At 36.6% G+C, this 24,701-nt stretch carries 15 protein-coding genes; 13 read left to right on the forward strand and 2 right to left on the reverse strand.

Annotated features, from left to right (window positions below; all coding sequences use genetic code 11):
• Nucleotides 1–118 precede the first annotated feature (118 nt).
• Nucleotides 119–1,153, reverse strand: coding sequence for a LacI family DNA-binding transcriptional regulator (locus tag ACODST_RS10020; protein WP_488932101.1), 1,035 nt, complete (start codon nt 1,151–1,153; stop codon nt 119–121).
• 190 nt (nt 1,154–1,343) lie between these two features.
• Here ACODST_RS10020 and ACODST_RS10025 point away from each other — a divergent pair, with 190 nt between their 5' ends.
• From ACODST_RS10025 to ACODST_RS10075, 11 genes are all read left to right on the forward strand, one after another.
• Nucleotides 1,344–1,793, forward strand: coding sequence for a NanQ anomerase/TabA/YiaL family protein (locus ACODST_RS10025; RefSeq protein WP_488931978.1), 450 nt, complete (start codon nt 1,344–1,346; stop codon nt 1,791–1,793).
• Nucleotides 1,794–1,954: 161 nt separating this feature from the next.
• Complete coding sequence (locus ACODST_RS10030) at nt 1,955–2,767, forward strand: SDR family oxidoreductase (RefSeq protein WP_488931979.1); 813 nt, start codon at nt 1,955–1,957, stop codon at nt 2,765–2,767.
• Nucleotides 2,768–2,888: 121 nt separating this feature from the next.
• Entirely contained in the window at nt 2,889–4,073 is a 1,185-nt protein-coding gene (uxuA, locus tag ACODST_RS10035) for a mannonate dehydratase (RefSeq protein WP_488931980.1), read from the forward strand.
• A gap of 323 nt (nt 4,074–4,396) precedes the next feature.
• Nucleotides 4,397–6,028: a hypothetical protein gene (locus tag ACODST_RS10040; protein WP_488931981.1), complete on the forward strand. Its 1,632-nt coding sequence runs from the start codon at nt 4,397–4,399 to the stop codon at nt 6,026–6,028.
• Between the two features lie 411 nt (nt 6,029–6,439).
• The gene (locus ACODST_RS10045) at nt 6,440–10,531 is read left to right on the forward strand and encodes a hybrid sensor histidine kinase/response regulator (RefSeq protein ID WP_488931982.1); all 4,092 of its coding nucleotides are present in this window, start codon (nt 6,440–6,442) and stop codon (nt 10,529–10,531) included.
• A gap of 214 nt (nt 10,532–10,745) precedes the next feature.
• The gene (locus ACODST_RS10050) at nt 10,746–13,748 is read left to right on the forward strand and encodes a SusC/RagA family TonB-linked outer membrane protein (protein WP_488931983.1); all 3,003 of its coding nucleotides are present in this window, start codon (nt 10,746–10,748) and stop codon (nt 13,746–13,748) included.
• Nucleotides 13,749–13,842: 94 nt separating this feature from the next.
• Nucleotides 13,843–15,363, forward strand: coding sequence for a RagB/SusD family nutrient uptake outer membrane protein (locus ACODST_RS10055; RefSeq protein WP_488931984.1), 1,521 nt, complete (start codon nt 13,843–13,845; stop codon nt 15,361–15,363).
• Nucleotides 15,364–15,625: 262 nt separating this feature from the next.
• Nucleotides 15,626–16,819 (forward strand): glycoside hydrolase family 88 protein, encoded by a 1,194-nt coding sequence (locus ACODST_RS10060; RefSeq protein ID WP_488931985.1) that lies wholly within the window; start codon nt 15,626–15,628, stop codon nt 16,817–16,819.
• Between the two features lie 80 nt (nt 16,820–16,899).
• Nucleotides 16,900–19,314, forward strand: coding sequence for a glycoside hydrolase family 2 protein (locus tag ACODST_RS10065; RefSeq protein WP_488931986.1), 2,415 nt, complete (start codon nt 16,900–16,902; stop codon nt 19,312–19,314).
• 204 nt (nt 19,315–19,518) lie between these two features.
• The gene (locus ACODST_RS10070) at nt 19,519–21,318 is read left to right on the forward strand and encodes a glycoside hydrolase family 2 protein (protein ID WP_488931987.1); all 1,800 of its coding nucleotides are present in this window, start codon (nt 19,519–19,521) and stop codon (nt 21,316–21,318) included.
• A gap of 104 nt (nt 21,319–21,422) precedes the next feature.
• The gene (locus ACODST_RS10075; protein WP_488931988.1) at nt 21,423–21,986 is read left to right on the forward strand and encodes a DUF2911 domain-containing protein; all 564 of its coding nucleotides are present in this window, start codon (nt 21,423–21,425) and stop codon (nt 21,984–21,986) included.
• A gap of 67 nt (nt 21,987–22,053) precedes the next feature.
• Here ACODST_RS10075 and ACODST_RS10080 read toward each other — a convergent pair whose 3' ends face one another.
• The gene (locus ACODST_RS10080) at nt 22,054–22,434 is read right to left on the reverse strand and encodes a winged helix-turn-helix transcriptional regulator (protein ID WP_179005633.1); all 381 of its coding nucleotides are present in this window, start codon (nt 22,432–22,434) and stop codon (nt 22,054–22,056) included.
• 95 nt (nt 22,435–22,529) lie between these two features.
• On the opposite strand from ACODST_RS10080, the gene ACODST_RS10085 reads away from it, so the two are divergent.
• Nucleotides 22,530–23,447, forward strand: coding sequence for an alpha/beta hydrolase (locus tag ACODST_RS10085; RefSeq protein WP_488931989.1), 918 nt, complete (start codon nt 22,530–22,532; stop codon nt 23,445–23,447).
• Complete coding sequence (locus ACODST_RS10090; RefSeq protein ID WP_488931990.1) at nt 23,444–24,601, forward strand: MFS transporter; 1,158 nt, start codon at nt 23,444–23,446, stop codon at nt 24,599–24,601. Before ACODST_RS10085 ends, ACODST_RS10090 begins: the two co-directional genes overlap by 4 nt.
• Nucleotides 24,602–24,701: the final 100 nt, after the last annotated feature.

Raw genomic sequence — 24,701 nt, forward strand, 5'->3', positions numbered from 1 at the left:
ATTTATTTTATTTAAACATCGCCCACGGTTGAAATCGTGGGCGATATGTCTTTCCGAGATGAAACTGCGGCTATATATTTGTCTGTACTGCCAGACATTTGCAATCTCTGAGAAACGTTTAGTGTTTCTTGGCCGGAAAATAATTCTCTTTTAAAATAATCTCCAGCGGAATATAATGTGTGCGTTCTGCATCTTCTTTCAGGACCAGCTTTTTATACAAATAACTAATTCCCATATAACCCTGATCTTCGGGTCTCTGGTTGATTAAAAAGTCGATTACGCCTTTGTTCAGATATTCAATATTCTCTTTTAATAAATCATAACCAATAATGCGGACACCTTTAATATTATTCTTTTCTAAAAACTCGGCCGCAATATAGGCTCTGGAATTCGGAACAAAAACGCTGTTGACACCAGAAAACATCTCCAGATTCAGCTGATCGATTCCGTCTTCTTTTAAAGTGATTTCAGAAAACTCAAAATGGTTTAACTGCTCATTATCTTTAAAAAAGGAATAAAATCCGTCAATCCGCTGCAGATAAACCGAGGTACTTTCTATTTCTCTGGTAATTTTAAAGATCAGGACACGTCTCTCGTTTTTTACGGCAAAACTTGTAAGCCTTCCTGCCAGATAACCGCTCTGAAAAGCATCCTGTCCTACGTAAGCAAAACTTTCGTCACTCGAAATATTCGAATCGATCATTACAACCGGAATATTCTTCTTTTTATATTCATTTAAAAACTGGACCGAATCTTCATAAAAAATAGGCGCAAACAACAAGCCATCGCAGTCAAACTCCATCAGTTTCTGAACCGTTTCTTTAAAGGATAACAAATTATAATCATAGAAAAAATAATCCAGAACAATCCCGAATTTACTAAACTCTTCAGCCGCTTTTTCAATTCCCTCAGCCTGACTGCGCCAGTATTCCAGTTTCTCATATCTGGGAAGAAAAACGGCAAAATGGAATTTTTTGTTTAAAGCCAGATTGCTGGCCAGAATGTTTCGTTTATAGCCAAACTTTTCAATAATAGCATTGACTTTGTCTACCGTTTCCTGTGCGGCCTGTCCCCGATTATGAATAATCCGGTCCACCGTTCCGGGAGAAACATTCGCTAGTTCCGCAATTTTTTTAATCGTTATGATATTGATTCTTTTTTAGTTAAAATAATAAAAGGCTTCTTTACAAAATTTATTTTTTTTAGCAAAAATAAGTTGTTTTACATTACAATTTACATACATTTGTAAAATACCGTGTGCGTACACGTAAAAATACACAATCTATAAAACAATTGTTATTTTTATAGTATTTATTTCAGGAACTTAAACAAAATTCAGCCTAATGATAGTAGATTCATTACACAATGCAGCCCGGTATTACAGTCTGCACCCAAATTTTCAAAAAGCATTTGAATATGTACTGCAAACCGATATTTCCGGTCTTGAAGCTGGTGTTATTGAAATCAGTGAAGGTTTAAAACTAATTGTCATTCACGGAGATGGCAGTACACGGGAAGAAAGTATTAAAGGATTTGAATGCCATGACCAGAACATAGACATTCAGATATCGATACAGGGCCCGGAAACTTTTGCCTGGAAACCAAGAGAAAAATGTACACAGCCAAATGGTGATTACAGCAACGAAAGAGATGTTCGTTTTTTTCATGACAAACCCGATATGTTTTTTGAGCTTCAGGAAAAACAATTTGCCATACTGTTTCCCGAAGATGTACATGCGGCCATGATTGGCGAAGGCTTTTTGAAAAAGCTGGTATTTAAAGTAAAAATTTAATTGGACACATCGAAACATCATTTTTTTCAGTTCAAAAGTTTTCACGCATAACTGACTTATGTAAAATCCAGGATTGTTGATAAAAGTGAAACGTCTTTTCACATTCGTAAAAAACTGTGTTTCTCTGTGTTTAGAAAAAACTATAACCTATAAAACTAAAAATGAATTCAATATTTAACCTAAAAGGAAAAGTTGCGCTTATAACTGGTGGTGCCGGAGTATTAGGAAGCCGATTTGCAGATGTTCTGGCCCAGCAGGGCGTTATTGTGGGAATTGTTTCTCAATCGATTGAAAAAGCAGAAAAAACCGTAAAGAGTATAGAAGCTAATGGCGGACAGGGATTTGCTGTTCAGGCGAATGTTTTAAACAAAGAAGAATTAGAAAAAGCAAAAGACTTCATTGCGGCAAAATACGGCCGTTTAGATATCTTAATCAATGCTGCTGGAGGAAATATGCCAGGCGCAACGGTTCAGCCGGATCAGGCCGTTTATGATATGAAAAGCGACGATCTGCAAAAAGTAGTTGACTTGAACATCATCGGGACCATGCTGCCAACTCAGGTTTTTGCAGAGCTTTTTGCTAAACAGAAATCAGGAAATATCATCAACATTTCATCAGCTTCAGCACAGAGACCTTTAACACGGGTGGTCGGATATTCTGCTTCAAAAGCAGCCATTGATAACTTTACGCAGTGGATGGCGGTTGAATTAGCACAGAAATATGGTGAAGGATTACGTGTAAATGCTATTTCACCAGGATTTTTTATCGGAGAACAAAACCGTGCTTTATTATTAACACCGGAAGGGAAATTAACGCCAAGAGGCGAAAAAATTATCGATCACACCCCAATGGGAAGATTTGGAAGTCCGGAAGATATTGACGGTGCTTTATTATTCCTTTGCAGCGATATGTCTAAATTCGTAACGGGAACAATCTTAAAAGTAGACGGCGGATTTGCGGCTGTCAGTATTTAAAATTTAGCAAAATCTCCCCTGCAAGGTTTCCAAAACCTTGTAGGTATATTTTTATTTATAATAATCTTTAATTTAAACCTACAAGGTTTTGGAAACCTTGCAGGAATTAAAATCATAAAACATGGAACAAACATTAAGATGGTTCGGCCCCAATGACCCTGTTTCTTTACAAGATATCAAACAAACCGGAGCCACCGGAATTGTAACCGCTTTACATCACATTCCAAACGGACAAGTCTGGAGCATTGACGAAATCATTAAACGTAAAGTTGAAATCGAACACGAAGACGGTGATCCTAAAAAAGGGGCATCAGGTTTAACCTGGTCGGTTGTGGAAAGTATTCCGGTACACGAAGACATTAAAAAACAAACGGGCAATTATCTGCAGTACATTGAAAATTACAAAGAAAGCATTCGTAATCTGGCTTTATGCGGAATTAAATGTGTGTGTTATAATTTTATGCCGGTCTTAGACTGGTCAAGAACGGATTTATCGTATACCGTAGAAGACGGATCTAAAGCACTACGATTTGATATCAATGCTTTTGCAGCTTTTGAATTGTTTATTTTAAAAAGACCCGGAGCTGAAAAAGAATATTCTGAAGTACAGACTCAAAAAGCAAAAAGCTATTTTGAAGCTATGACTGAAGAAGACAAAGTAAAATTACAGCAAAATATCCTGGCCGGACTTCCGGGTGCTGAAGAAGCCTACTCAGTTGAAGACTTCCTTGTTACTTTAAGTGCTTACAATCATATTGACAGACAGGCTTTAAAAAACAATCTTTTCTTCTTCTTAAAAGAAATTATTCCGGTTGCCGAAAGCAAAGGCGTTTTAATGGCTATACATCCGGACGATCCTCCCTACCCGATTTTAGGTTTACCAAGAGTTGTAAGTACTGAAGAAGATTTAGTGGATTTAATGAATGCTGCTCCTTCTCCATCCAACGGATTTACAATGTGTACCGGTTCATACGGCGTAAGAGCCGACAATGATTTACCTGGAATGGTAAGACGTCATGGCGATAAAATGAACTTTATTCACCTTAGAAGCACGCAGCGTGACGAAGAAGGAAGTTTCTACGAAGCTAACCATCTCGAAGGCAACGTTGATATGTACGAAGTGGTAAAAGCCATTCTCGAAGTTGAAAAAAGAAACAACAGTACTTTACCAATGCGTCCGGATCACGGACACCAAATGCTGGATGATTTAAAGAAAAAAACAAATCCGGGTTATTCTGCTATCGGCCGTTTAAGAGGTTTAGCAGAGCTGCGCGGACTTGAAATAGGGATTAAAAGATCTTTATAATTTTTTTGCCGCTAAGGCACTAAGGCGCAAAGGTTTTTTACAGGCTTATGTTTTAGTCTCATAAAGTCGCTGAGTCGCAAAGTTTTCCAGATTTTCGAAATCAACATAGCCCGTGGTTTCAACCACGAGGACACAAAGTATATCAATACCACCGTTCCCGTGATTGAAACCATGGGCTATATTAAATAAAAGAAAAAAATCCGCGAGGTCTGCTAAATCTGCGTGAAACAAAATCCTTTTAATCTTTAACATAAAAAACTCTGCGCCTTAGTGCCTTCGTGGCAAAACCAAAAAAACTAACTAACCACAAAACCACACAAACCATGATTCGCCAGGCCATTCTTATCTCCTGTGGCTTTTTTATGAATACCATATTGGCGCAGGAATTACCTAAAATTATTACTTCAAAAACAAACTATCTTCCCGATTTTAGTTATGCCGGTTACCGCTTCGGCGAAAGCCCTATTCCTCAAGTCAGTGGTAAAATCATCAATGCAGCCGATTTCGGCGTAAAAGCCGATGACCATCTCGACGATTCAAAAGCTTTATTAAAAGCCTTAAAAGCAGCTAATGCTGTTGAAGGAAATGTCATTTTACAATTGCCGAAAGGAAAAATTATCCTGAGTGATATTCTTTACATTGAAAGAAGCAATTTTGTATTGCGGGGCACAGGTTCTGATGAAAACGGAACTGAAATTTACTGCCCGCGGCCAATGATGTATCTTAAAGATCCTGAATCGCTCGCAGAACTTCGTGAATATTTAACCACTTTTGATAAAAGACAGCGTGAACCGGAAAACAATGTTGATCTGCCTTTTTCACAATATGCCTGGTCAGGAGGTTTTATCTGGACACAAGTTCCCGGGGAACGTGTAAAATCATATCTTGATAAATACGAACCGGAACCAAATGTTCTGGCAAAAGTGAGCTCCGGAAAAATGGGTGAATTTACTATCAGTGTATCTGATGTTAAAAATCTGAAAGCAGGCGATGTTGTTGAATTACAACTTTTTAATAAAGAAGGCGAAAACGGCGAAATCATCAAAGATTTATATCAGGGTGCTAAAGTTAAACCCGGATCGCACCACTGGCAGTTTCCAAAACTTCCTATTGTGAGACAGCAGGTAGAAATTGTAAAGATTTCGGGTTCTAAAATTACACTGAAAACACCTTTGACTCTTTCAATTAAACCCGTTTATCAGGCGCAATTGGTCGAATGGAAACATTTAAACGAAGTCGGAATTGAACATCTGCGTTTTACATTTCCTGATATTCCCAGAGTTGCCCATCATGTTGAACCCGGAAATAACGGAATTTTCTTAACCCGTTTGTTCAACAGCTGGGTAAAAGATATCAAAATCACTAATGCCGACAGTGGAATCTTAGCCGAAGAGGTTTCCAATGTAACGGTTCAGGATATTACGACAGACGGACCGCATTTAGCACATTATACCGTAACTTTAGGCGGTGTTCATAATGTATTGGTGAAAAACTTAAAAGTTTATAATAAAACGGTGCATCCTTTAAGTTTCAATACTTTTGCCACCAAAAACGTATATCAGGATTGCGAGCTTTTTGCCGATCCGCTTTTAGACCAGCATTCAGGGGCCAATCATCAAAATTTATTTGATCTTATTACCGTTCATATTACTCCGGATAAAAATAACAGTTACTTTTTATTTGGCGGCGGCGGAGCCGAATACTGGAAACCGTCACACGGGCCTTTCAGTACTTTTTGGAATCTAAACGTTCAGATTACCAATCCTGATTCGGCAAAACCTGTTTTATTATTTGGAATGAAAGACGGCGCTTTTGCAAGAATCATTGGAGTTCACGGAAATGCAAAATTTGAAATTAAATACGATGTTGATCCGTATATTGAGCTTTTAAACATGCCGATAGAAAAGATTCCATCGCTTTATGATTATCAATTAAATAAACGTTTAAAGAAATAATTTAAACACATAGAAACATAGTTTTAGAGAACTTAAAAAGGCGTTTCACTTGCATTAATAAACATAGTCTTTGCGTAAAGCTATGTGTGAAAAACTAGTTTTTTTAGATCATCTTTTATAAAAAGAAAAATCTATGTTTCTATGTGTTTAAAAATTAATCTCTCAAAGGCGCTAAGGCGCAAAGTTTTATTTGTTCTTTTTAATCATTAATTAAATATAATTTGTCCTTTCGACGAAGCAAACTCAAGCGATAGCGAAATAGAACAGTAAATCCTTGCAAGTGACTCTGTATACAATTTTGTCAATCTTTGTAGAGTTACTCGTGAAGATTTCCCCTTCATCGAAATGACAAAAATGAAAAAAACTTTGAACCTCTGCTCCTTTGCAACTTTGAACCTAAAATTAAACGCTATGAAATACAAAATAGCTTTTCTGGTTTTACTAATTAGTATCGGAAACATGTTTTCCCAAAATAAATACCGTCTTAAAAATATCTCTACTACTGACGGGCTTTCGCAGAGTTCTGTTATTGCCATTCATCAGGATAAATTGGGACAGATGTGGTTTGGTACACGGGATGGACTCAACAAATATGACGGCAGCCGTTTTACAATTTATCGAAATGATGTCAGTGATAAATTTTCCATCAGCAATAATGATATTTTAGCGATTGAAGAAGACAACAGCGGTCAAATATGGGTTGGGACTTACAACGGGTTAAACTGTTACGATCCGGTTTCGAATACCTTTACAAGATATCTTCATACGAAAGCCAATCATACCATAAGCAATAATGCCGTTTGGAGCATTAGGGAAATTGGCGGCGAAATGTGGTTTGGAACTTCAAAAGGATTAACGATTTATAATAAAAAAACAGGCGTATTTACTTCGGTTTTTCATTCAGATGATGATGCTTCTACGCTTCCAAGCAATAATATTTTAAGTATTCTGAAAACCAGAAAAGGCGAAATCTGGATTGGAACAACAAAAGGTTTGTGTCAGCTTACGAATAGAAAAGGCGGAAAATTTGTGTTTAAAAATTATCCCTTTAATTCTGTTGATTTGTTAAATGTACAATCGGTTATTGAAGATAAAAATGGCGATTTATGGGTAGGAACAAAAAACAAAGGGCTTTTAAAATTCGATCAAAAACAGAAAACTTACGTTTCTTTCTTAGAAACTAATTTATACCGTGAAATCAATACTGATATTCGTTCTTTGGTCATTGATCAACAGGGAGCTTTATGGATTGGGGCGTATGACGGAATCTACATACTGGGCCCCGATAAAAGTCTGCAGAAAATAAACAACAGTAACAACGCTAACGGAATCGACAAAGTAAAGTCGGTTTTTATGGATAAAAAAGGTTCTATCTGGATTGGCTGTTATTACAAAGGCGTAAATCTTTGGGATATATCCAATGTCAATTTCTCCAACTACAATCAGAATTCAAAAAAGATTCCGATGAGTTTTGATGTAGTAAGTTCAATTATCGCTGATCAAAACCAGAATATTTATTTTGGAACCGAAGGCGGCGGTATTACCATTTACAATAAAAATTCTGAAACCGTAAGTTATATCAATAGTAAAACGGGACAAACGAACAAAAATGATATCAAAGCGATGTGCCTTTCCGGTGATCATATTTTGTGGATTGGAACTTTCTCTAAAGGATTATCTGCTTACAATACAATCTCTAAACAAATTGAAAACAACAGAATTGCTCCTGATTTAATTGAATTATTAAAAGACAGCGGTGTTTACTCACTTAAAACAGAAGGCAGTATTTTGTGGATTGGAACTTTTGGAAAAGGATTAATCCGTTACAATACTATAACCAAAACGTTTCATAGTATTGGGAACGATAATACAAAAGCGGTTTTCCTGACCAACAATATCCTCAGAACTATCTTAGTCGATAAACAGCACTTTTTATGGGTGGGAACTCAAAACGGACTCAACCGTATTCCGCTGCAGAATTTCAATCCGCAGAAATATATCATTCAGCATTTCTTTTATGACCATTCTTCTTTATCCGGTGATGATATACTGACTTTGTTTCAGGATTCACAAAACAAAATCTGGGTAGGCACAAAAGCAAAAGGACTGCATTATTTTGACGGAAAAAAATTCAACCGCATCAGTCTGAAAGTGGGAAATACCGTCATCACTTCTATTCATTCTATTTTAGAAGATGATGATAAAAACCTTTGGATCAGCACCAATCAGGGGATTATCAAATACAATACTGCTAAAAAAACAGTAGTAATTTATGATCAGAAAGACGGATTGGCCAGTAATGAATTCAATGACAATTCGGCTTTAAAACTGACTTCGAATCAGTTTTATTTTGGAAGTCCGTCCGGTGCTACTTTTTTTGATGCTTCAAAAATTTCGTTAAACCAATATGCCCCTCAGGTTTTAATAACCGATCTAAAAATCAAAAATGAAATCATAAATGCACATGACAAAGATGGCATTCTGGAAAAAAGCATTGGTTTTACGCAAACCATAACCCTTGATTATGATAAAGCTAATTTTACTATCAACTTTGCGATTCCAAACTATATACGATCCAAAAACAACCTCTACAGTTATCGTTTAACCGGTTTGGAAAACAACTGGACTACGACCAAAAACACCGAGGCCAATTTTGCGATTCAAAACCCGGGTACTTATACTTTTGAAGTCCGAGGTGCCAATAATGATGGGGTCTGGAACCAAACTCCGACTACTTTGACCGTAATTGTAAATCCTGCTCCCTGGCGCAGTATCTGGGCATTTTTGCTGTACGGAATTGTTATTGGTTTGGGATTATACGGCCTGATCTGGATTATGAAATCAAAAGCCAGACTGAAACAAAAACTGGAACTTGAATACCTGGAAACCAAACGTATTGAAGAAAACAACAAACTAAAACTGGACTTTTTTACCAATATCTCCCACGAATTCAGAACACCGCTGACTTTAATTCTGGGGCCTTTACAGCAGATTCTGGCTGATTACAACGGCACCAACGAAATGTACAAAAAGCTGCTGGTGATTGAAGGCAGTGCCAATCATCTGCTGAGCCTGATTAACCGTTTAATGGATTTTAGAAAACTGGAAAACCATCAGGTTACACTGGAATCAGCTAACGGAAATATTGTCAAATTTACCCGTGAAATTTACCTGTCTTTTATTGAATATGCCAAAGACGGCGGTTATACCTATACATTTGAAACTTCAGACGATGAAATTCCGGCCTATTTTGACCGTTACAAACTCGAACGTGTTTTTTACAATCTGATTTCGAATGCTTTCAGATATACACCAAAAGGCGGAACAATCAATATCAAAATCAATCACGATCAGGAAAATCTTTTTATTGCTGTAGAAGATTCCGGAGTTGGCATTGCCGAAGAACATATCGATAAAATCTTCGACTTGTTTTTTGAGGTTCCTACGCATAATCAGGTTCAGAAAAACTATAATAAAGGAACCGGAATCGGACTTTCTATTGTGAAAAACATTGTAAAACTGCATAAAGGTTCGATTGAGGTTACCAATAAACCAGACGGAGGTGTTATTTTTAAAGTGACTCTGCCTTTAGGCCGTGAACATCTTTCAGACGACGAAATTATCCCTGATTTCAAAATCAGTGACGATATTGAACAATATGCCGCTCAGCTGGAACCGTCGGAAATTAATGAAAACGAAGATCTGGAAGATTTAATCGTAAACGAGGAAAAACAGACTATCTTAATTGTGGAAGACCACAAAGTTTTAAGAAAGTTCATGAAAAACCTGCTCAAAAAAGACTACAACATTATTGAAGCCGAAAACGGAAAAATGGCGCTTGAGAAAGCTTTAAAATATGTTCCAAATTTGATTATCAGCGACGTTATTATGCCGGAAATGGTGGGAACTGAATTATGTTCTAAAATAAAAGAGAATTTAAAAACCAGTCATATTCCGGTTATTTTACTAACCTCCAGATCTTCACTGGTATACAAATTTGAAGGCCTGGAAAGTGGTGCCGATGATTATATCAGTAAACCATTCAATTTAATGGAATTCAGACTTCGTGTTAAAAACCTTTTGAATACAACAGAACGTTTAAGAATCAAATTTTCAAGCGAAGACAGTTTTATTCCGTCAGAAATCACAGTTTCTTCTCTGGATGAGGAATTACTGAAAAAAGCGTTTAAAATTGTCGAAGAAAACATCTCCAACGAACAATTCGATATTCCGTTCTTTTGTTCTGAACTCGGTGTCAGCCGAACCATGTTGTTTTTAAAAATAAAAGCCTGGACGAATTGCACGCCAAATGAATTTATTCATGAAATCCGTTTAAAACGTGCCGCACAATTATTAGAACAAAACAAATTAACCGTTTCTGAAGTAAGTTATAAAGTAGGTTTTAACAACCCAAAATATTTCAGTAAATGCTTCCAGAAAAAATACGGGGAAACTCCTTCCCAATATGCCGACAAATTTTATAAATCATCGGGAGTATTTTAATAAATCCGCATTTTTAAAGACTTAAAAAAGGGTATCTGTATTTTTAGATACCCTTTTTTGTATTTCTATTTCTTTTCCTGCTTCTACATTTGCGATATGAAAATCAAAAAAACGAGCTTCTTACTGCTGCAGATTCTGTTTGTAATTCTGATCATCGGAATGAGTTTATTGCTTTTCTACTTTATCTAACATTAACCTTAAAACCAAAAAATGAATGTTTACAAACCAACAAAACAAATCGTTTAAATGGTGTTTACTGGTATCTTTTTTACTGGTAAATATTATGATGAATGCACAGGAAAGAAAAGTTACCGGAAAAGTAACTTCGAGTGAAGATTTACTCGGGCTCCCTGGTGCCAATGTCTATATCAAAAACTCTTCGGTTGGAGCTTCAGCAGATATGGATGGAAATTATACTGTTTTCGTTTCAGAGAAAAATGCTGTTTTAGTTTTCAATTTTGTGGGATTCCAAACAGTTGAAATTCCAGTGGGAAACAAAACGGTCATCAACGTTACTTTAAAACCGGACACCAAAAACCTTGACGAAGTCATTGTGGTAGGATACGGAACCCGTAAAAAAAGTGATATTACAGGATCTGTCTCTTCTGTAACGTCCAAAGAATTAACCGCTTTTCCGGTTCTGAATGCAGAACAGGCTTTACAGGGACGTGCTGCAGGGGTTTCGGTACAAACCAATAATGGCGGTGAACCGGGTGCTTCGACCAAAATCAGAGTAAGAGGCGGAACCTCTATCAATGCCAGTGGTGATGCTCTTGTAGTTGTCGATGGTTTTGCAGGTGTCGCTATGCCGGCACCTCAGGATATTGCTTCTATCGAAGTTTTAAAAGATGCTTCGGCAACGGCTATTTACGGTTCCAGAGGTTCGAACGGGGTGATTATGGTCACAACCAAAAAAGGAAAACCAGGAAAACCGGTAATTGAATTCAACAATTCGACTTCTATACAATCTGTAAACAACAAACTGCAATTATTAAATGCAGACCAGTTTGCCGCTTACCGAAAAAGTTTTACAACGCACACACAGGGGCCTGCCAATACAGACTGGCAGGATGTTATTTACCGTGACGGAATGATTTCGAATACCCAGCTTTCTTTTTCAGGCGGATCTGATAAAATGAGATATTATGTTTCCGGAACTTATTTTAACCAAAACGGAGTAGTAATCAATTCGGGTATTGACAAATACACTATTGTAAGCAACCTTGAATCAGATTTAACCGATAAGTTTAAAGTGGGATTAAACATCTTTCAGAGCAAACAAAACAAAGAGGGAATTGTAAGCCAGACCAGTGCCGGAGGAACCGGAGCTGCGGGTGTAATCGCATCGGCTTACCGTTTTATGCCGGATAAAGGAATTTATAACGAGGACGGTACTTATACTACAACGGCTCCAATTGGAGATGATATTGATAATCCGTATGCTACAGCTATGGAAAACATACTGGAAACTGTTTCTATTGTAAACCGAAGCAATTTCTTCGCTCAGTACCAAATCACAAAAGACCTGGATTTTAAAACCACCTTAGGTTTAACCGATAGTAATTCACAAACCGGACGTTTTATTCCGTCAACTTTAATCGCAGGAAAAAATATCAAAGGAGAAGCTTCTGTTAACAATACCCGATTCTCTTCTTTCTTAACAGAAAACTATCTGACTTTTAAACGTGAAATTATCGACAAAGGAATTTTAACGGTTCTTGGAGGTTACTCGTATCAAAAAAACAAAAACGAAAATTCATACGCTGCTTCAAGAGGATTTTTAACGAATACCAATTCATATAGAAATTTAGGCGCCGGAACTGTATTTTTAAAACCGGATTCAGGTTTGTCTGAAACGGAATTGATTTCTGCTTTCGGAAGGTTAAACTTTGATTATGACGATCGTTATTTATTAACCTTTACAGCAAGACGTGACGGTTCTTCCAGCTTTAGTAAAAACTACAAATACGGAACTTTCCCATCGGGAGCCATTGGATGGAATATTGGTAAAGAAGCTTTCTTAAAAGACAATAAAACCATTTCAAACTTAAAACTAAGAGCGAGTTACGGAGCAACCGGTAACCCTTCTATTGGAGCCTACTCTACCCTTTCGCGTTTCTCTGAAATTTATTACGTAAGCGGTGATGTTATTGTAAATGCGGTTCAGCTGACGTCGCTCGATAATCCGAATTTAAAATGGGAAACTTCCTATCAGCAGGATTACGGAATTGATTTAGGTTTATTTGATAACCGAATCAGTATTACGGCAGATTATTATAAAACCATCACTAAAGATTTGTTGTTTAACAGACCACTTCCGGGAGTTTCCGGAATTGCTTCACAGCTTCAGAACGTGGGGGAATTAGAAAACAAAGGATGGGAATTAGGCATCAATACCAAAAACTTCATCGGCGCTGATTTTACCTGGTCTACGAACTTTAATATTTCTTCGAACAAAAACAAAGTATTAAAATTAGCGGATAATAAAGACTTGTTAATCAACTCAGCTCCGGGGCACTTTTTAGCAACAGAATCTCAGATTTTAAGAGTGGGGCAGCCGGTAGGTTCTTTCTTTGGTTTTATTTATGACGGTGTCATTCAGCAGGGAGAAACGGTATTACCAGGAAACTTTGAGACTATCGCCGGAGGGGAAAAATTCAAAGATTTTAATGGAGACGGTAAACTGGATTCGCAGGATAAAACGATCATTGGAAACCCAAATCCTGATTTTATTTTTGGATTAAACAATGATTTTACCTATAAAAACTTCGACCTGAATATCTTTTTCCAGGGATCACAGGGAGGTCAGATCCTAAACTATACTTTGATGGAACTGGCATCAGGAAACAATAATGCCACAACCGAAGTTTTAAATTCATGGACACCGAGCAATACTGACACTAATGTGCCAATCAATGCAGCCAGAACAAAAAGGGTTACCTCAAGATTTGTTTACGATGGAAGTTATATTCGTTTAAAAAACCTCTCTCTTGGATACAGTCTAAGCGAAAGAATTGTTTCGAAAATGGGATTAAACAAAGTTCGTTTTTATGTGAGTGCACAAAACATCTGGACCATTACAGACTATCCGGGAACAGATCCTGAAACCAGCTACTTAAACGATACTAATTCAAGAAGTAACACTTACTTAGGATTAGATTATGGCGGATATCCAAACGTAAGAACGTTTACACTGGGGCTTAATGTAAAATTCTAGTCTAATTACAACTATCATGAAATCGCTATGATTAAAAAAACAGAACTAAGAACAGCGATTCCATATTCCGTTAAAAAACAAATATTATCCAAATATGAAAAAATATATAGCATTTTTATTCTTAGGAACACTCACCTTTTTTGGCTGTTCTGATCTGGAAGAAAAGCCGGTAGGAATTATTCGTCCGGAAAACTTTTTTAACAATACCGATGATCTGCAGGCAGCGGTAAACGGTGCTTTTGCCAACATCGCCCACAATAACTACTGGGGACGTGAATTTACTATTGCTTTAATGCTCCGCGATGATATGGCCGACATTGGTGACCGGACTACTCAGGCAGCACGTATCGATGTAAACGATATGAACATGAACGATACCAATGCACTGGTGGCCAACTTCTGGCCTCAGTCGTATGTTATTATCACAGCGGCCAATCAGGCTATCGAAGGGGCTAAAAAAACACCCGGAGATCCTGCAAAAGTAAATGCCATCGTGGCTCAGGCGTATTTTGCAAGAGCTTTTGCTTATTATCATCTGGTGCGTCTTTTTGGAGATATTCCGTACATTGATTTTGTAGTAAATGATGTGAATCAGATTAATACACTAAGTAAAACCAAAGCCGCAGATGTTTATCCAAAAATTATTTCCGACTTAGAGTTTGCGAAACAATGGCTGGATGACAAACCAAAAGTAAAAGCAGTTCCCGGAAAAGGTACGGCTGCGGGCTATTTAGCCTCGGTATACCTGACTTTAGGGAATTTTCAAAAAGCCTATGATGAGGCCAAATATGTCATTACAAATGAAGCAAAATTTGGTCTGGGTCTGGATGCTGATTTTCAGGATTTATTTAACGCTACCAAAGCAGCTGCTTTAAAAGAGCCCTTATTTACAATCGATTTTAATAACTTAACCTCAGGAAATTACGGTCAGGATTATACCGCATTTTTTACCGGTTCATTAAAAGACGACAGTTACAGCTACGGACAGGGCTTCTCTGTTGCGGTTCCGTCCTTAAAAGTATTCAACACCTGGGATCAGAGAGATTACAGAAGAGCGGTAAGTTTTGATACCATTATCAGAAAGAAAACTGGACCGGGCGGTGCACTGGAAATTTATCCTTCAAGTGATAACGAAAAAGCACCTCGTCCGCATATCGCTAAATATTTCCGTTTTCCCGGAAAAGCAGGTGCTAACGGAAGAACTTCCCAGCACAATTACATCACAATGCGTTTTGCAGAAGTACTGCTGACAGCTGCGGAAGCTTTAAACGAAATCAATCCGGGAACTACAGAAGCAGATGGTTATGTAAACCGTGTTCGTGCGAGAGCCCGAAACAAAGCCGGAAAACTGGTTTCTTTTCCAGCCAATGTAACACCTGGTTTGTCTAAAGAAGATTTCAGAAAAATGGTAATTGATGAAAGAAGGTTAGAACTGGCTTTTGAATACATAAGATGGTACGATATCAAAAGATTAAAAATAGGACCGGAAGTATTTGGGCCAAATGGTTTAGAACCGCACACCAATTTCAATCCGGACAAAGATTATTTATGGCCGCTTCCGGGAACCGAACTGGCCATCAATCCGAATTTAAAACCAAATAATCCTGGTTATTAATTATTATTGAACGCAGATAAAACGGATTCGCTATCGCAAAGACACGGATAGAACGGATTTCTTATTTCACTCAGATTTAAAAAGATTTTAGCAGATAAAATTGATTTTTTTCTGTACACTCAGCAAAATCTGTGTGAAATTAAATAATCATTATGTAAAAAAATCTGTGTAAATCAGTCCCGAAGTGTCGGGATCGCAATAGCGAATCCGTAAAATCCGCGTCTAAAATTTAGTCCAGAGACTAAAAAAATATTATTTAAATATGAAGAATGTTAGTTTCATTTGTTTAATTCTTGGGTTTGCATCGCTGGTAACGGCATGCAGACCGGGAATTAATTCTCAGCCTCAAAACAATACAGCCGCCGGAAATACATTACTGGAGACCCGTTACAAAATGCTGTTGGATTATCCGGTAGATTCCATGTCAATGCCCAGAAGCATGAATATTAAAACCAATGAAATCCGCAAGGTACCTTCGAGAGACTGGACAAGCGGTTTTTTTGCCGGAAACCTTTGGCAGTTATACCGACTAACAGGTGATTCAAGATACAGGGAACAAGCTCAAAAATGGACTCCTTTCAGTAAAAAAGAAAGTGTCAACAGTAATTCGCATGACGTAGGTTTTAAAGTGTTTTGCAGTTTTGGAGAAGCGCTGAAAGTGGAAAACAAGAAAGAATACGAAGCGGTAATTATTAAAGGCGCTGAAACTTTATGCACAAGGTTTAATGCAAAAGTGGGTTCAATTCGTTCCTGGGATTTCAATAAGGAAATTTGGGATTATCCGGTAATTATTGACAATATGATGAATCTGGAACTGCTTTTCGAAGCTTCGAAATTATCCGGAAACCCAAAATATCGTGAGGTGGCTGTTCAGCATGCCAATACGACTTTAAAAAACCAATTCAGAGAAGATAACAGCTGTTATCATGTCATCGATTATGACCCTGTTTCAGGAAAAGTGAGAAAAAAAACCACGCTTCAGGGTTATAATGATGATTCGGTTTGGGCCCGCGGTCAGGCCTGGGCTGTTTATGGTTTTACAATGGCCTATCGCTACACCAAAGACGAAGCTTATAAAAAGCAGGCCGAAGCTACTGCAAAGTTTTTTATGACTAATAAAAACCTGCCGGAAGACGGAATTCCGTATTGGGATTTTAAAGATCCCGGCATTCCGGATTCGGCACGTGACGTATCGGCCGCTATGGTTATGGCTTCAGCATTATACGAGTTATACGATTATACTAAAAATGAAAATTATCTGGCTTTCGCCGATAAAATGCTACAGTCTGTTCAAACCGATAAATACATTTTAGATTCCAGCATTAAGGCTCCCTTCCTTTTTGATCACAGTACAGGAAACTGGCCAAAACACGACGAAATTGATGAACCGATCATATACGCCGATTATTATTTTCTCGAAGCATTACTAAGAAAAAGTAACAAAGGTGCAAAGTAACGAAGGGGTTCTGTCTCTAGAAACCTTTGCATCTCTGAACCTCTGTGCCTTTGTACCTTAAAAAAAAGCCTTATAACCTTATGAAAAAAAGATATTACGATACATTTTCAATTTTTGCGCTTTTTGTTTTTTTTCAGATTTGTCTGAGCAGCAGTTTTGCTCAGACAAAGATGAATATCAATAACAACTGGCTCTATTTAGAAAATGATACTCAAAACCTAAACGAAGCACAAAAAGCCTCCGGCTGGACTTCTCTAAACTTACCTCATACCTGGAACGCCGAAGACGCAACAGATTTGTATCCCGGTTATCGTCGTGATGCCAGCTGGTATCAAAAGAAATTAGATATTCCTCAAATAGACAAAAACCGAGTTTATTCTTTATACTTTGAAGGTTCAAATGTCACTACAAATGTGTATGTGAATGGAAAGGAAGCCGGAAGCCATATAGGTGGTTATATTGGTTTCTCTATCGATATTACCAACTTCATCAAAGAAGGAAACAATGATATTTTTGTTCGTGTAGACAATAGCTACGATATCGAAATTATTCCATCTCAAAAAAGCGATTTCTTTATTTACGGAGGCATTACACGCGATGTATGGCTGGTTTCACAATACAAAAATCATATTGATAACATAAAAATTACAACACCAGAAGTTTCAGCTAAAAAAGCTTCGGTACAGATTGTTTCTTCATTTGTAAACCCAGATAATTCGAAAGATTTATCGTTAACGGTTACGCTTTCAAATCCGAAAGGGAAAAAAATAGTCAGCAAAACCGTTCCTGTTTCAGCTAAAACTTCAATAATTACTTTCGAAAATATTAAAAATCCTGAACTATGGGATACTGACAAGCCCAATTTATATAAACTGACAGCTGTTTTATCAGAAAAAAATCAAATCCGAGACAGTGTTTCTGAAAAAGTAGGTTTTAGATGGTTTGAATTTAAAGATCATGGGCCATTTTACCTTAACGGAAAACGTTTACTTATTCGCGGTACACATCGCCATGAAGAACAAGCCGGAGTCGGTGCTGCGATGAGCAACGAACAGCATTGGGCAGATATGAAATCGATCAAAGAAATGGGGGCGAATTTTGTCCGTTTAGCGCATTATCCACAGGATCCTGAAGTGTATAAAGCCTGTGACGAACTTGGTCTTTTGGTTTGGGATGAATTGCCGTGGTGTCGTGGCGGAATTGGAAATGAGGTTTGGAAAACCAACACCAAAAACATGCTGGAAGAAATCATCAGTCAGAATTACAATCATCCAAGTATTATTATCTGGTCTTTAGGAAACGAAATCAATTGGCTTCCTGATTTTGCTGATGGAGATAATGATCAAAGAACCAATGCTTTCTTAACCGAATTAAATGATCTGGCTCATAAACTCGATCCAACCCGAAAAACGGCTATTAGAAAATATTACGAAGGTTCTCATATTGTAGATGTATTCTCTCCTTCTATCTGGTCTGGATGGTATTCAGGAAGTTATAAAAGCTACCAAAAAGCGATTAACACTTATAAAAAAGAATACAAACATTTTATTCATGCTGAATATGGCGGTGACAGTCACGTAGGTCGTCACAGTGAAAACCCTGTTACGGGAGAAAATGTGATAAAAGCAGAAGGTTGGGAAGAAGCCATTGTTCAGACTAAAGTGGCGAATATTGCCCAAATTGGTGACTGGAGCGAGAATTACATAGTCGATTTATTTGACTGGCATTTGCATGTTTCCGAAAATGATCCAACATTTGTGGGTAATATTCAATGGGCTTTTAAGGATTTTGCAACACCATTACGTCCTGAAGATGATATTCCGTACATGAACCAAAAAGGACTTACCGACCGCAACGGAAATCCGAAAGATGCCTATTATGTTTTTAAAAGTTATTGGGCAAAAGAGCCTTTCACCTACATTGAATCACATACCTGGACAGAACGTCAAGGACCTGAAAACACACCGAGAACAATCAGCGTATTCAGCAACTGTGAGAAAGTAACTTTATTCCATGACGGAAAATCATTGGGTGAAAAACAACGTAATCTTTCCTTATATCCAGCCAATGGTTTGACTTGGGATGTTAATTTCAAAAAAGGAGAAAATATTCTTCTTGCGATTGGTAAAAACAAAGATGGAAAAACCGTTTCTGATACCATAAAAGTAAATTATCGTTTTAATAAAAATGATACTGCTTCTTCCCTGCAATTATCTGCAGAGAAACTAAAAAACGGCAATTATTTAGTAACTGCGATTGCGATTGACAATAACAATTTGCGTTGTTTAGATTACGAAGAAAGCGTTTATTTCCAATGTTTGAAAGGTGGTAAAACACTAAAAAATCAAGGAACACCAACAGGAAGCGAATCCATCAGAATGGCAAATGGAAAAGCATCTATAGAAGTGATTCCTGATGGTTCAGGCAAGCCAATTGAAATGACCGCTTTGAATCAAAGTTTTAAAGGGGAATATTTAAAGATTCCTGTAAAGTAAGATTTTCTGGCCACTAAGGCGCTAAGACACAAAGTTTTTTCGTTTGATGCATATTAAAATTAGGAAGAATTTATTTTTGATCTGCGTAAATCTTTTATAATCTGCGTGAAACAAAATCATTCTAATCCTTTAATCTGTGGCATTAAAAAAAATTGCGTCTTAGCGCCTTCGTGGCAAAAAACACAAAAACAAATTAATACAAAAATGAAAAAACTATTAACCGCATTACTCCTAACCTCTTCCGTTTTGGCGTCTGCACAAAATCTAATATCAAACGTTCCAAACCGAAATACCACTTCGTTAAACGGTGTATGGAATTACATTGTCGATCCTTATCAAACAGGTTTTTACAGCTTCCACCTTGATCAATATGATAAAAGTGAAAAACCGGCAAAAGGAGCTTTTTTTACGAATTATCATGCTCAAAACAAGCAGGAATTAGTAGAATATGATTTTGATAAATCACCAACAATCAATATTCCGGGTGACTGGAACTCGCAGGTTACGGAATTAAAATATTACGAAGGCAATGTGTGGTTCAAAAAGTCTTTTGATTATAATTTAGCTGCCAACAAACGTCTTTTTGTTTATTTGGGAGCCATTAACTACAAAGCCGATGTTTATTTAAACGGAAAAAAGCTGGGAACACATGAAGGTGGTTTTACGCCTTTCAATTATGAAATTACTTCAATTGTAAAACCTACCGGAAATTATCTGGTTATTAAAGTAGATAATACACGCCATAAAGAAGATGTTCCGACAGTAAATACCGATTGGTGGAATTACGGTGGTATTACGCGTGATGTAACTTTAATTGAAGAAGAAAATTCTTTTGTAGAAGATTACAATATTCAACTGAAGAAAGGAAATGCAAATATTATTTCCGGTTTTATTAAAATCAATAATTTCAATCCGGCACAAAACCTGGTTGCAATTTCTATTCCGGAATTAAAAATCAATTACAAAGGAAAAATTGGTGCTGATGGAATTTTAAATTTTGAAATTCCGGGAAAAAAAATCTCCTATTGGTCACCGGAAAATCCAAAGTTATATGACGTGACTGTTGACTTTAACGGGAAAAAATTAAATGATAAAATTGGTTTCAGAACGATTGAAACAAAAGAAGATAAAATCTTTTTAAACGGAAAACCTGTCTTTTTACGCGGCATTTCGATTCACGAGGAAAACGCAAAAGGCGGACGTGCCAATTCTCAGGAAGATGCTTTACGTTTATTAAACTGGGCTAAAGAACTAGGCTGTAATTATGTTCGTCTGGCACATTATCCGCATAACGAAAACATGGTTAGAGAAGCCGATAAAATGGGATTAATGGTTTGGGAAGAAATTCCAGTTTACTGGACCGTTGAATTTAAAAATGAAAACACTTATAAAAATGCCCAGGATCAGTTAACCGCTGCGATTACAAGAGATAAAAACAGAGCCAGTATTGTTATTTGGTCTATGGCTAATGAAACTCCGGTTTCTGATGCACGAAATACTTTTATCACAAATTTGGTAGCTCATACAAGATCATTAGATGATACAAGATTAATCAGTGCAGCCTTATTATCACATAATGGAAAAATTGATGATGAAATTGGTAAATCGCTTGACATTATTGCTTTCAACCAATATTTAGGCTGGTACGGCGGTAATTTAGAAAATGCTGAAAAAACATTTTGGACAACACCATACAACAAACCTGTCTTTGTTTCTGAATTTGGAGGTGATGCCAAAGCTGGTTTTCATGGAGAGAAAAACGAACGTTGGACAGAAGAATATCAGGAATATCTATATATTCAGAATTTAAAAATGATTGAAAAAATTCCTCACTTAAGTGGCACAAGTCCATGGATTCTGGTTGATTTCAGATCGCCGAAAAGATTGCTTCCAGGAATTCAGGATGGTTATAATCGTAAAGGTTTAATCTCAAATGATGGAGAGAAGAAAAAAGCATTTTACATCATGCAGGATTGGTATGCGAAAAAGAAAAAAGAGCAATAAAAATTATTGCCTATTACCAATTCATTAACAAAAAACAAACTGGAATTATATGATTTTTCTTCATTATTAATTTACTTTGTAGTTATTCTAAAAATTGTAATCCTATGAAAAAATTATGCTTACTGGCAGTTACTTTATTTGCTGCTTTTACAGTTCAGGCTCAAGATGTAGTAAAATTTGCTCCACTTGATGCAAGTCCGGTTGATATTTCTTATTTCCCAAACAAGGCTGTTAAATTCAAAAAAACAGATAATCCAAATCCAGTTGTAAAAGTTACTTATGCAAGACCTTCTGCAAAAGGAAGAACTATTTTTGGCGACGTTGTAAAATTTGGTGAAGTTTGGAGAGTTGGTGCTAATGAAAACACAGAAATTAAATTTTACAAAGACGTAACTATCGGCGGTAAAAAAGTTCCTGCAGGTTACTACAGTTTATTTGCTATTCCTGAAAAAGACAAATGGACTATCATTATCAATAAAGAATTAGACTTATGGGGTGGTTATGCTTATGATGAAAGCAAAGACGTTGTAAGAGTTTCTGTTCCTGTTAAGCCAGTTTCTACTCCAATCGAGGCTTTATCAATTGCTTTTACTACTGAAGGCAATATTGCAAATCTTGTGATTGGCTGGGATAAAACAACTGCTGAATTACCAATTACGGTTAAATAATTAATCAGTTTTAAAAATATAATTCTCTAAAAACATAGCCCGTGGTTTCAACCACGGGCTATGTTTTTTATATAGAAGAAGAAACTGATGACAATAGAATTTCCTTATGTTTTGCTCCCCAATTACTCAATTGATTCCATATAGGAACTAATTCTTTAGCAATTTCGGTTAACTCATAATCTACTCTTGGAGGAACTTCTGCATAAACAGTTCTTTTAATCAAACCTTCTTTTTCAAGTTCTCTTAATTGAAGAGTCAGCATACGTTCTGTAATGCCTTTTATTTGATTGCGTAATTCACTGAAACGTAATTTTCCATTTTCAAGCTTGCAAAGGATTAACAACTTCCATCTTCCTCCTATTTTACATACTGCATAAGTTAAATTACAGCTTTCTGTGATATAGTTCTCATTCAACATATTAGTTGAATTTTCCTTTCTTTTTCCCATTACTTACAAATTTGTTAGTACCATACATTTGAATGTGTACCATACAAATTTAGGGATTGTGAAATAATTTTGTCCATCATCCTAATAAAAATAATATGATACTATCAAAACAAGTACAAGATGTATTGGACTTTATACAAAAAATTGAAATAGATGAGAATCTAAATCCATGGGAGGCAAACAGGGCTTTTTACGAAAAATTTACACCTCTGGCTGGAGAAAAAGAAACCGTATTTCAAATTACAGAACAGACATTATCAAATGCTGATAATGCAATTAGCTTACGAATTTATCGTCCAAACGATAATGACAAACAACCTGTAATTATTTATTTTCACGGTGGCTGGTTTAATGCCGGAAATCTTGAAACACACGACACACCTTTACGACAACTGGCTAATGCAGCACAATCAACCATAATTGCGGTAGATTATCGACTTGCACCAGAATATCCTTTTCCGGCAGGATTACACGATTGTGAATTTGCTGTAAAATGGGTGATTGAAAATGCCTTATCACTTAATATTAATCCAGAAAAAATAATCGTTGCAGGTGACAGTGCGGGTGGTGCTTTGGCTTCATCAATTACAAGAAAATTCAGAAGTAAAATTGCAGCACAACTACTTATATATCCCGTAACAAGCAATGATTTAAAAACAGCATCATGGATCGAATTTCAAAACGGACCTCTGCTCGATTTAAAAGGTGGAATCCAAGCATGGGATTGGTATTTACCCAAAGAACATGTAGATAATCCAGATGCTATCCCTATACTGGCAAATGATTTATCAGGACTGCCACCTACATTTATCGCTGTGGCAGAATATGATCCGTTAAGAGATGAAGCGATTCAATATGCGGAAAAAATAAAAGAAGCTCAAGGAAATACAAAATTAAATCTATACAAGGGAACTACTCATGGTTTCTTTCAAATGGGAGGATTTATTGGTGAGTCTAAAATTTTGATGCAGGATATAGTAGATTTTTTAAATAATACTGTTTTAACAAAATGAAAAAATACGCGTACATCGGATGTTTAGGTTTTATTGCTGTTATCACTACAGAATTTGGTGTAATTGGGATTCTGCCTCAGATTGCCGAACATTATAATTTAAGTATTGATAAAGCGGGAATGCTACTCAGTGCTTTTGCTTTAGTAATTGCCTTAACAGGTCCTTTCATGACCTTACTCACTTCAGGTTTTGATCGTAAAAAAATAATGCTTACATCACTAATTATCTTTCTTTTTACAGGAATTATTTCATCATTTTCTCCACCATTTTGGTTACTGATGCTGGTTCGAATACTTCCGGCATTTTTACAGCCTGTTTATATTGCCACAGCTTTATCTGTAGCTGTTTCAGTAGGCAATAAAAAACAGGAAAATGAACTGATGAGTATTGTTTTTAGTGGTGTTGCAATTGCAATGGTTTCTACAGTTCCGTTTGCGACTTGGTTAGCCAGCATCTTTTCGTGGCAGTATTCTTTTATGATTCAATCACTTGTAAGTATTATCGCTTTACTGATAATCTATTTTTTTCTGCCCAAAATGCCTATTACAGAAAAAAAATCATATTCTAGTCAGCTGAAAATACTAACGCAACCTATTTTTATCATAAGTACGGCAATGAATTTCTTTATGATAGCAGCCTGGTTCTCTACTTACAGTTATTTTGCCGAATATTTGAATAAAGCCAAAGGAATGGACAATACAATGGTAAGTTATATGCTTTTTATATTTGGGGTAATAGGCGTCATTGCTAATCGTGTATCCGGAAAAATGCTAAATAAAAACATAGCCCATACAACAGCCCTGTTTTTATCGGGAACAATCATTATTCCTATATTACTTTATTTTTCCGGTTCCAATACAATTGCCATTATTTTTGTTGTGGCACTTTGGGGATTTTTATATTCTCCCAGTTTTCTGAATGCTTCGACTTATATGATTTCATCGGCACCTGATTCGCTGGAATTTGCGAATAGTCTTGCTACTTCTTTTGGGAATCTGGGAGTTACTTTAGGTACAACAGTTGGAGGATGGATTATCATTAGTAAAGGTGTCCAATACACCCCTTGGCTTACTATGATATTTGGAACATTAGCTTTTTTAATGATACTGTTGAGAAAATATTTAGAAAGAAACAGCCCCATTGCTGTAAACTGATAAATGCTTTTTTAAATATTTTTCCGCATTTCTAAATACAATCCGTCATAAACATAGCCCGTGGTTTCAACCACGGGCTATGTTTAAAATAGGGGCATAA

This window comes from Flavobacterium sp. FG19 (assembly GCF_057809475.1).

Bases quoted from the DNA above. Each gene is read 5' to 3' on its own strand.
- ACODST_RS10025 (WP_488931978.1), top strand. From the start codon at position 1,344: ATGATAGTAGATTCATTACACAATGCAGCCCGGTATTACAGTCTGCAC.
- ACODST_RS10030 (WP_488931979.1), top strand. From the start codon at position 1,955: ATGAATTCAATATTTAACCTAAAAGGAAAAGTTGCGCTTATAACTGGT.
- uxuA (WP_488931980.1), top strand. From the start codon at position 2,889: ATGGAACAAACATTAAGATGGTTCGGCCCCAATGACCCTGTTTCTTTA.
- ACODST_RS10040 (WP_488931981.1), top strand. From the start codon at position 4,397: ATGATTCGCCAGGCCATTCTTATCTCCTGTGGCTTTTTTATGAATACC.
- ACODST_RS10045 (WP_488931982.1), top strand. From the start codon at position 6,440: ATGAAATACAAAATAGCTTTTCTGGTTTTACTAATTAGTATCGGAAAC.
- ACODST_RS10050 (WP_488931983.1), top strand. From the start codon at position 10,746: ATGTTTACAAACCAACAAAACAAATCGTTTAAATGGTGTTTACTGGTA.
- ACODST_RS10055 (WP_488931984.1), top strand. From the start codon at position 13,843: ATGAAAAAATATATAGCATTTTTATTCTTAGGAACACTCACCTTTTTT.
- ACODST_RS10060 (WP_488931985.1), top strand. From the start codon at position 15,626: ATGAAGAATGTTAGTTTCATTTGTTTAATTCTTGGGTTTGCATCGCTG.
- ACODST_RS10065 (WP_488931986.1), top strand. From the start codon at position 16,900: ATGAAAAAAAGATATTACGATACATTTTCAATTTTTGCGCTTTTTGTT.
- ACODST_RS10070 (WP_488931987.1), top strand. From the start codon at position 19,519: ATGAAAAAACTATTAACCGCATTACTCCTAACCTCTTCCGTTTTGGCG.
- ACODST_RS10075 (WP_488931988.1), top strand. From the start codon at position 21,423: ATGAAAAAATTATGCTTACTGGCAGTTACTTTATTTGCTGCTTTTACA.
- ACODST_RS10080 (WP_179005633.1), bottom strand. From the start codon at position 22,434: ATGGGAAAAAGAAAGGAAAATTCAACTAATATGTTGAATGAGAACTAT.
- ACODST_RS10085 (WP_488931989.1), top strand. From the start codon at position 22,530: ATGATACTATCAAAACAAGTACAAGATGTATTGGACTTTATACAAAAA.
- ACODST_RS10090 (WP_488931990.1), top strand. From the start codon at position 23,444: ATGAAAAAATACGCGTACATCGGATGTTTAGGTTTTATTGCTGTTATC.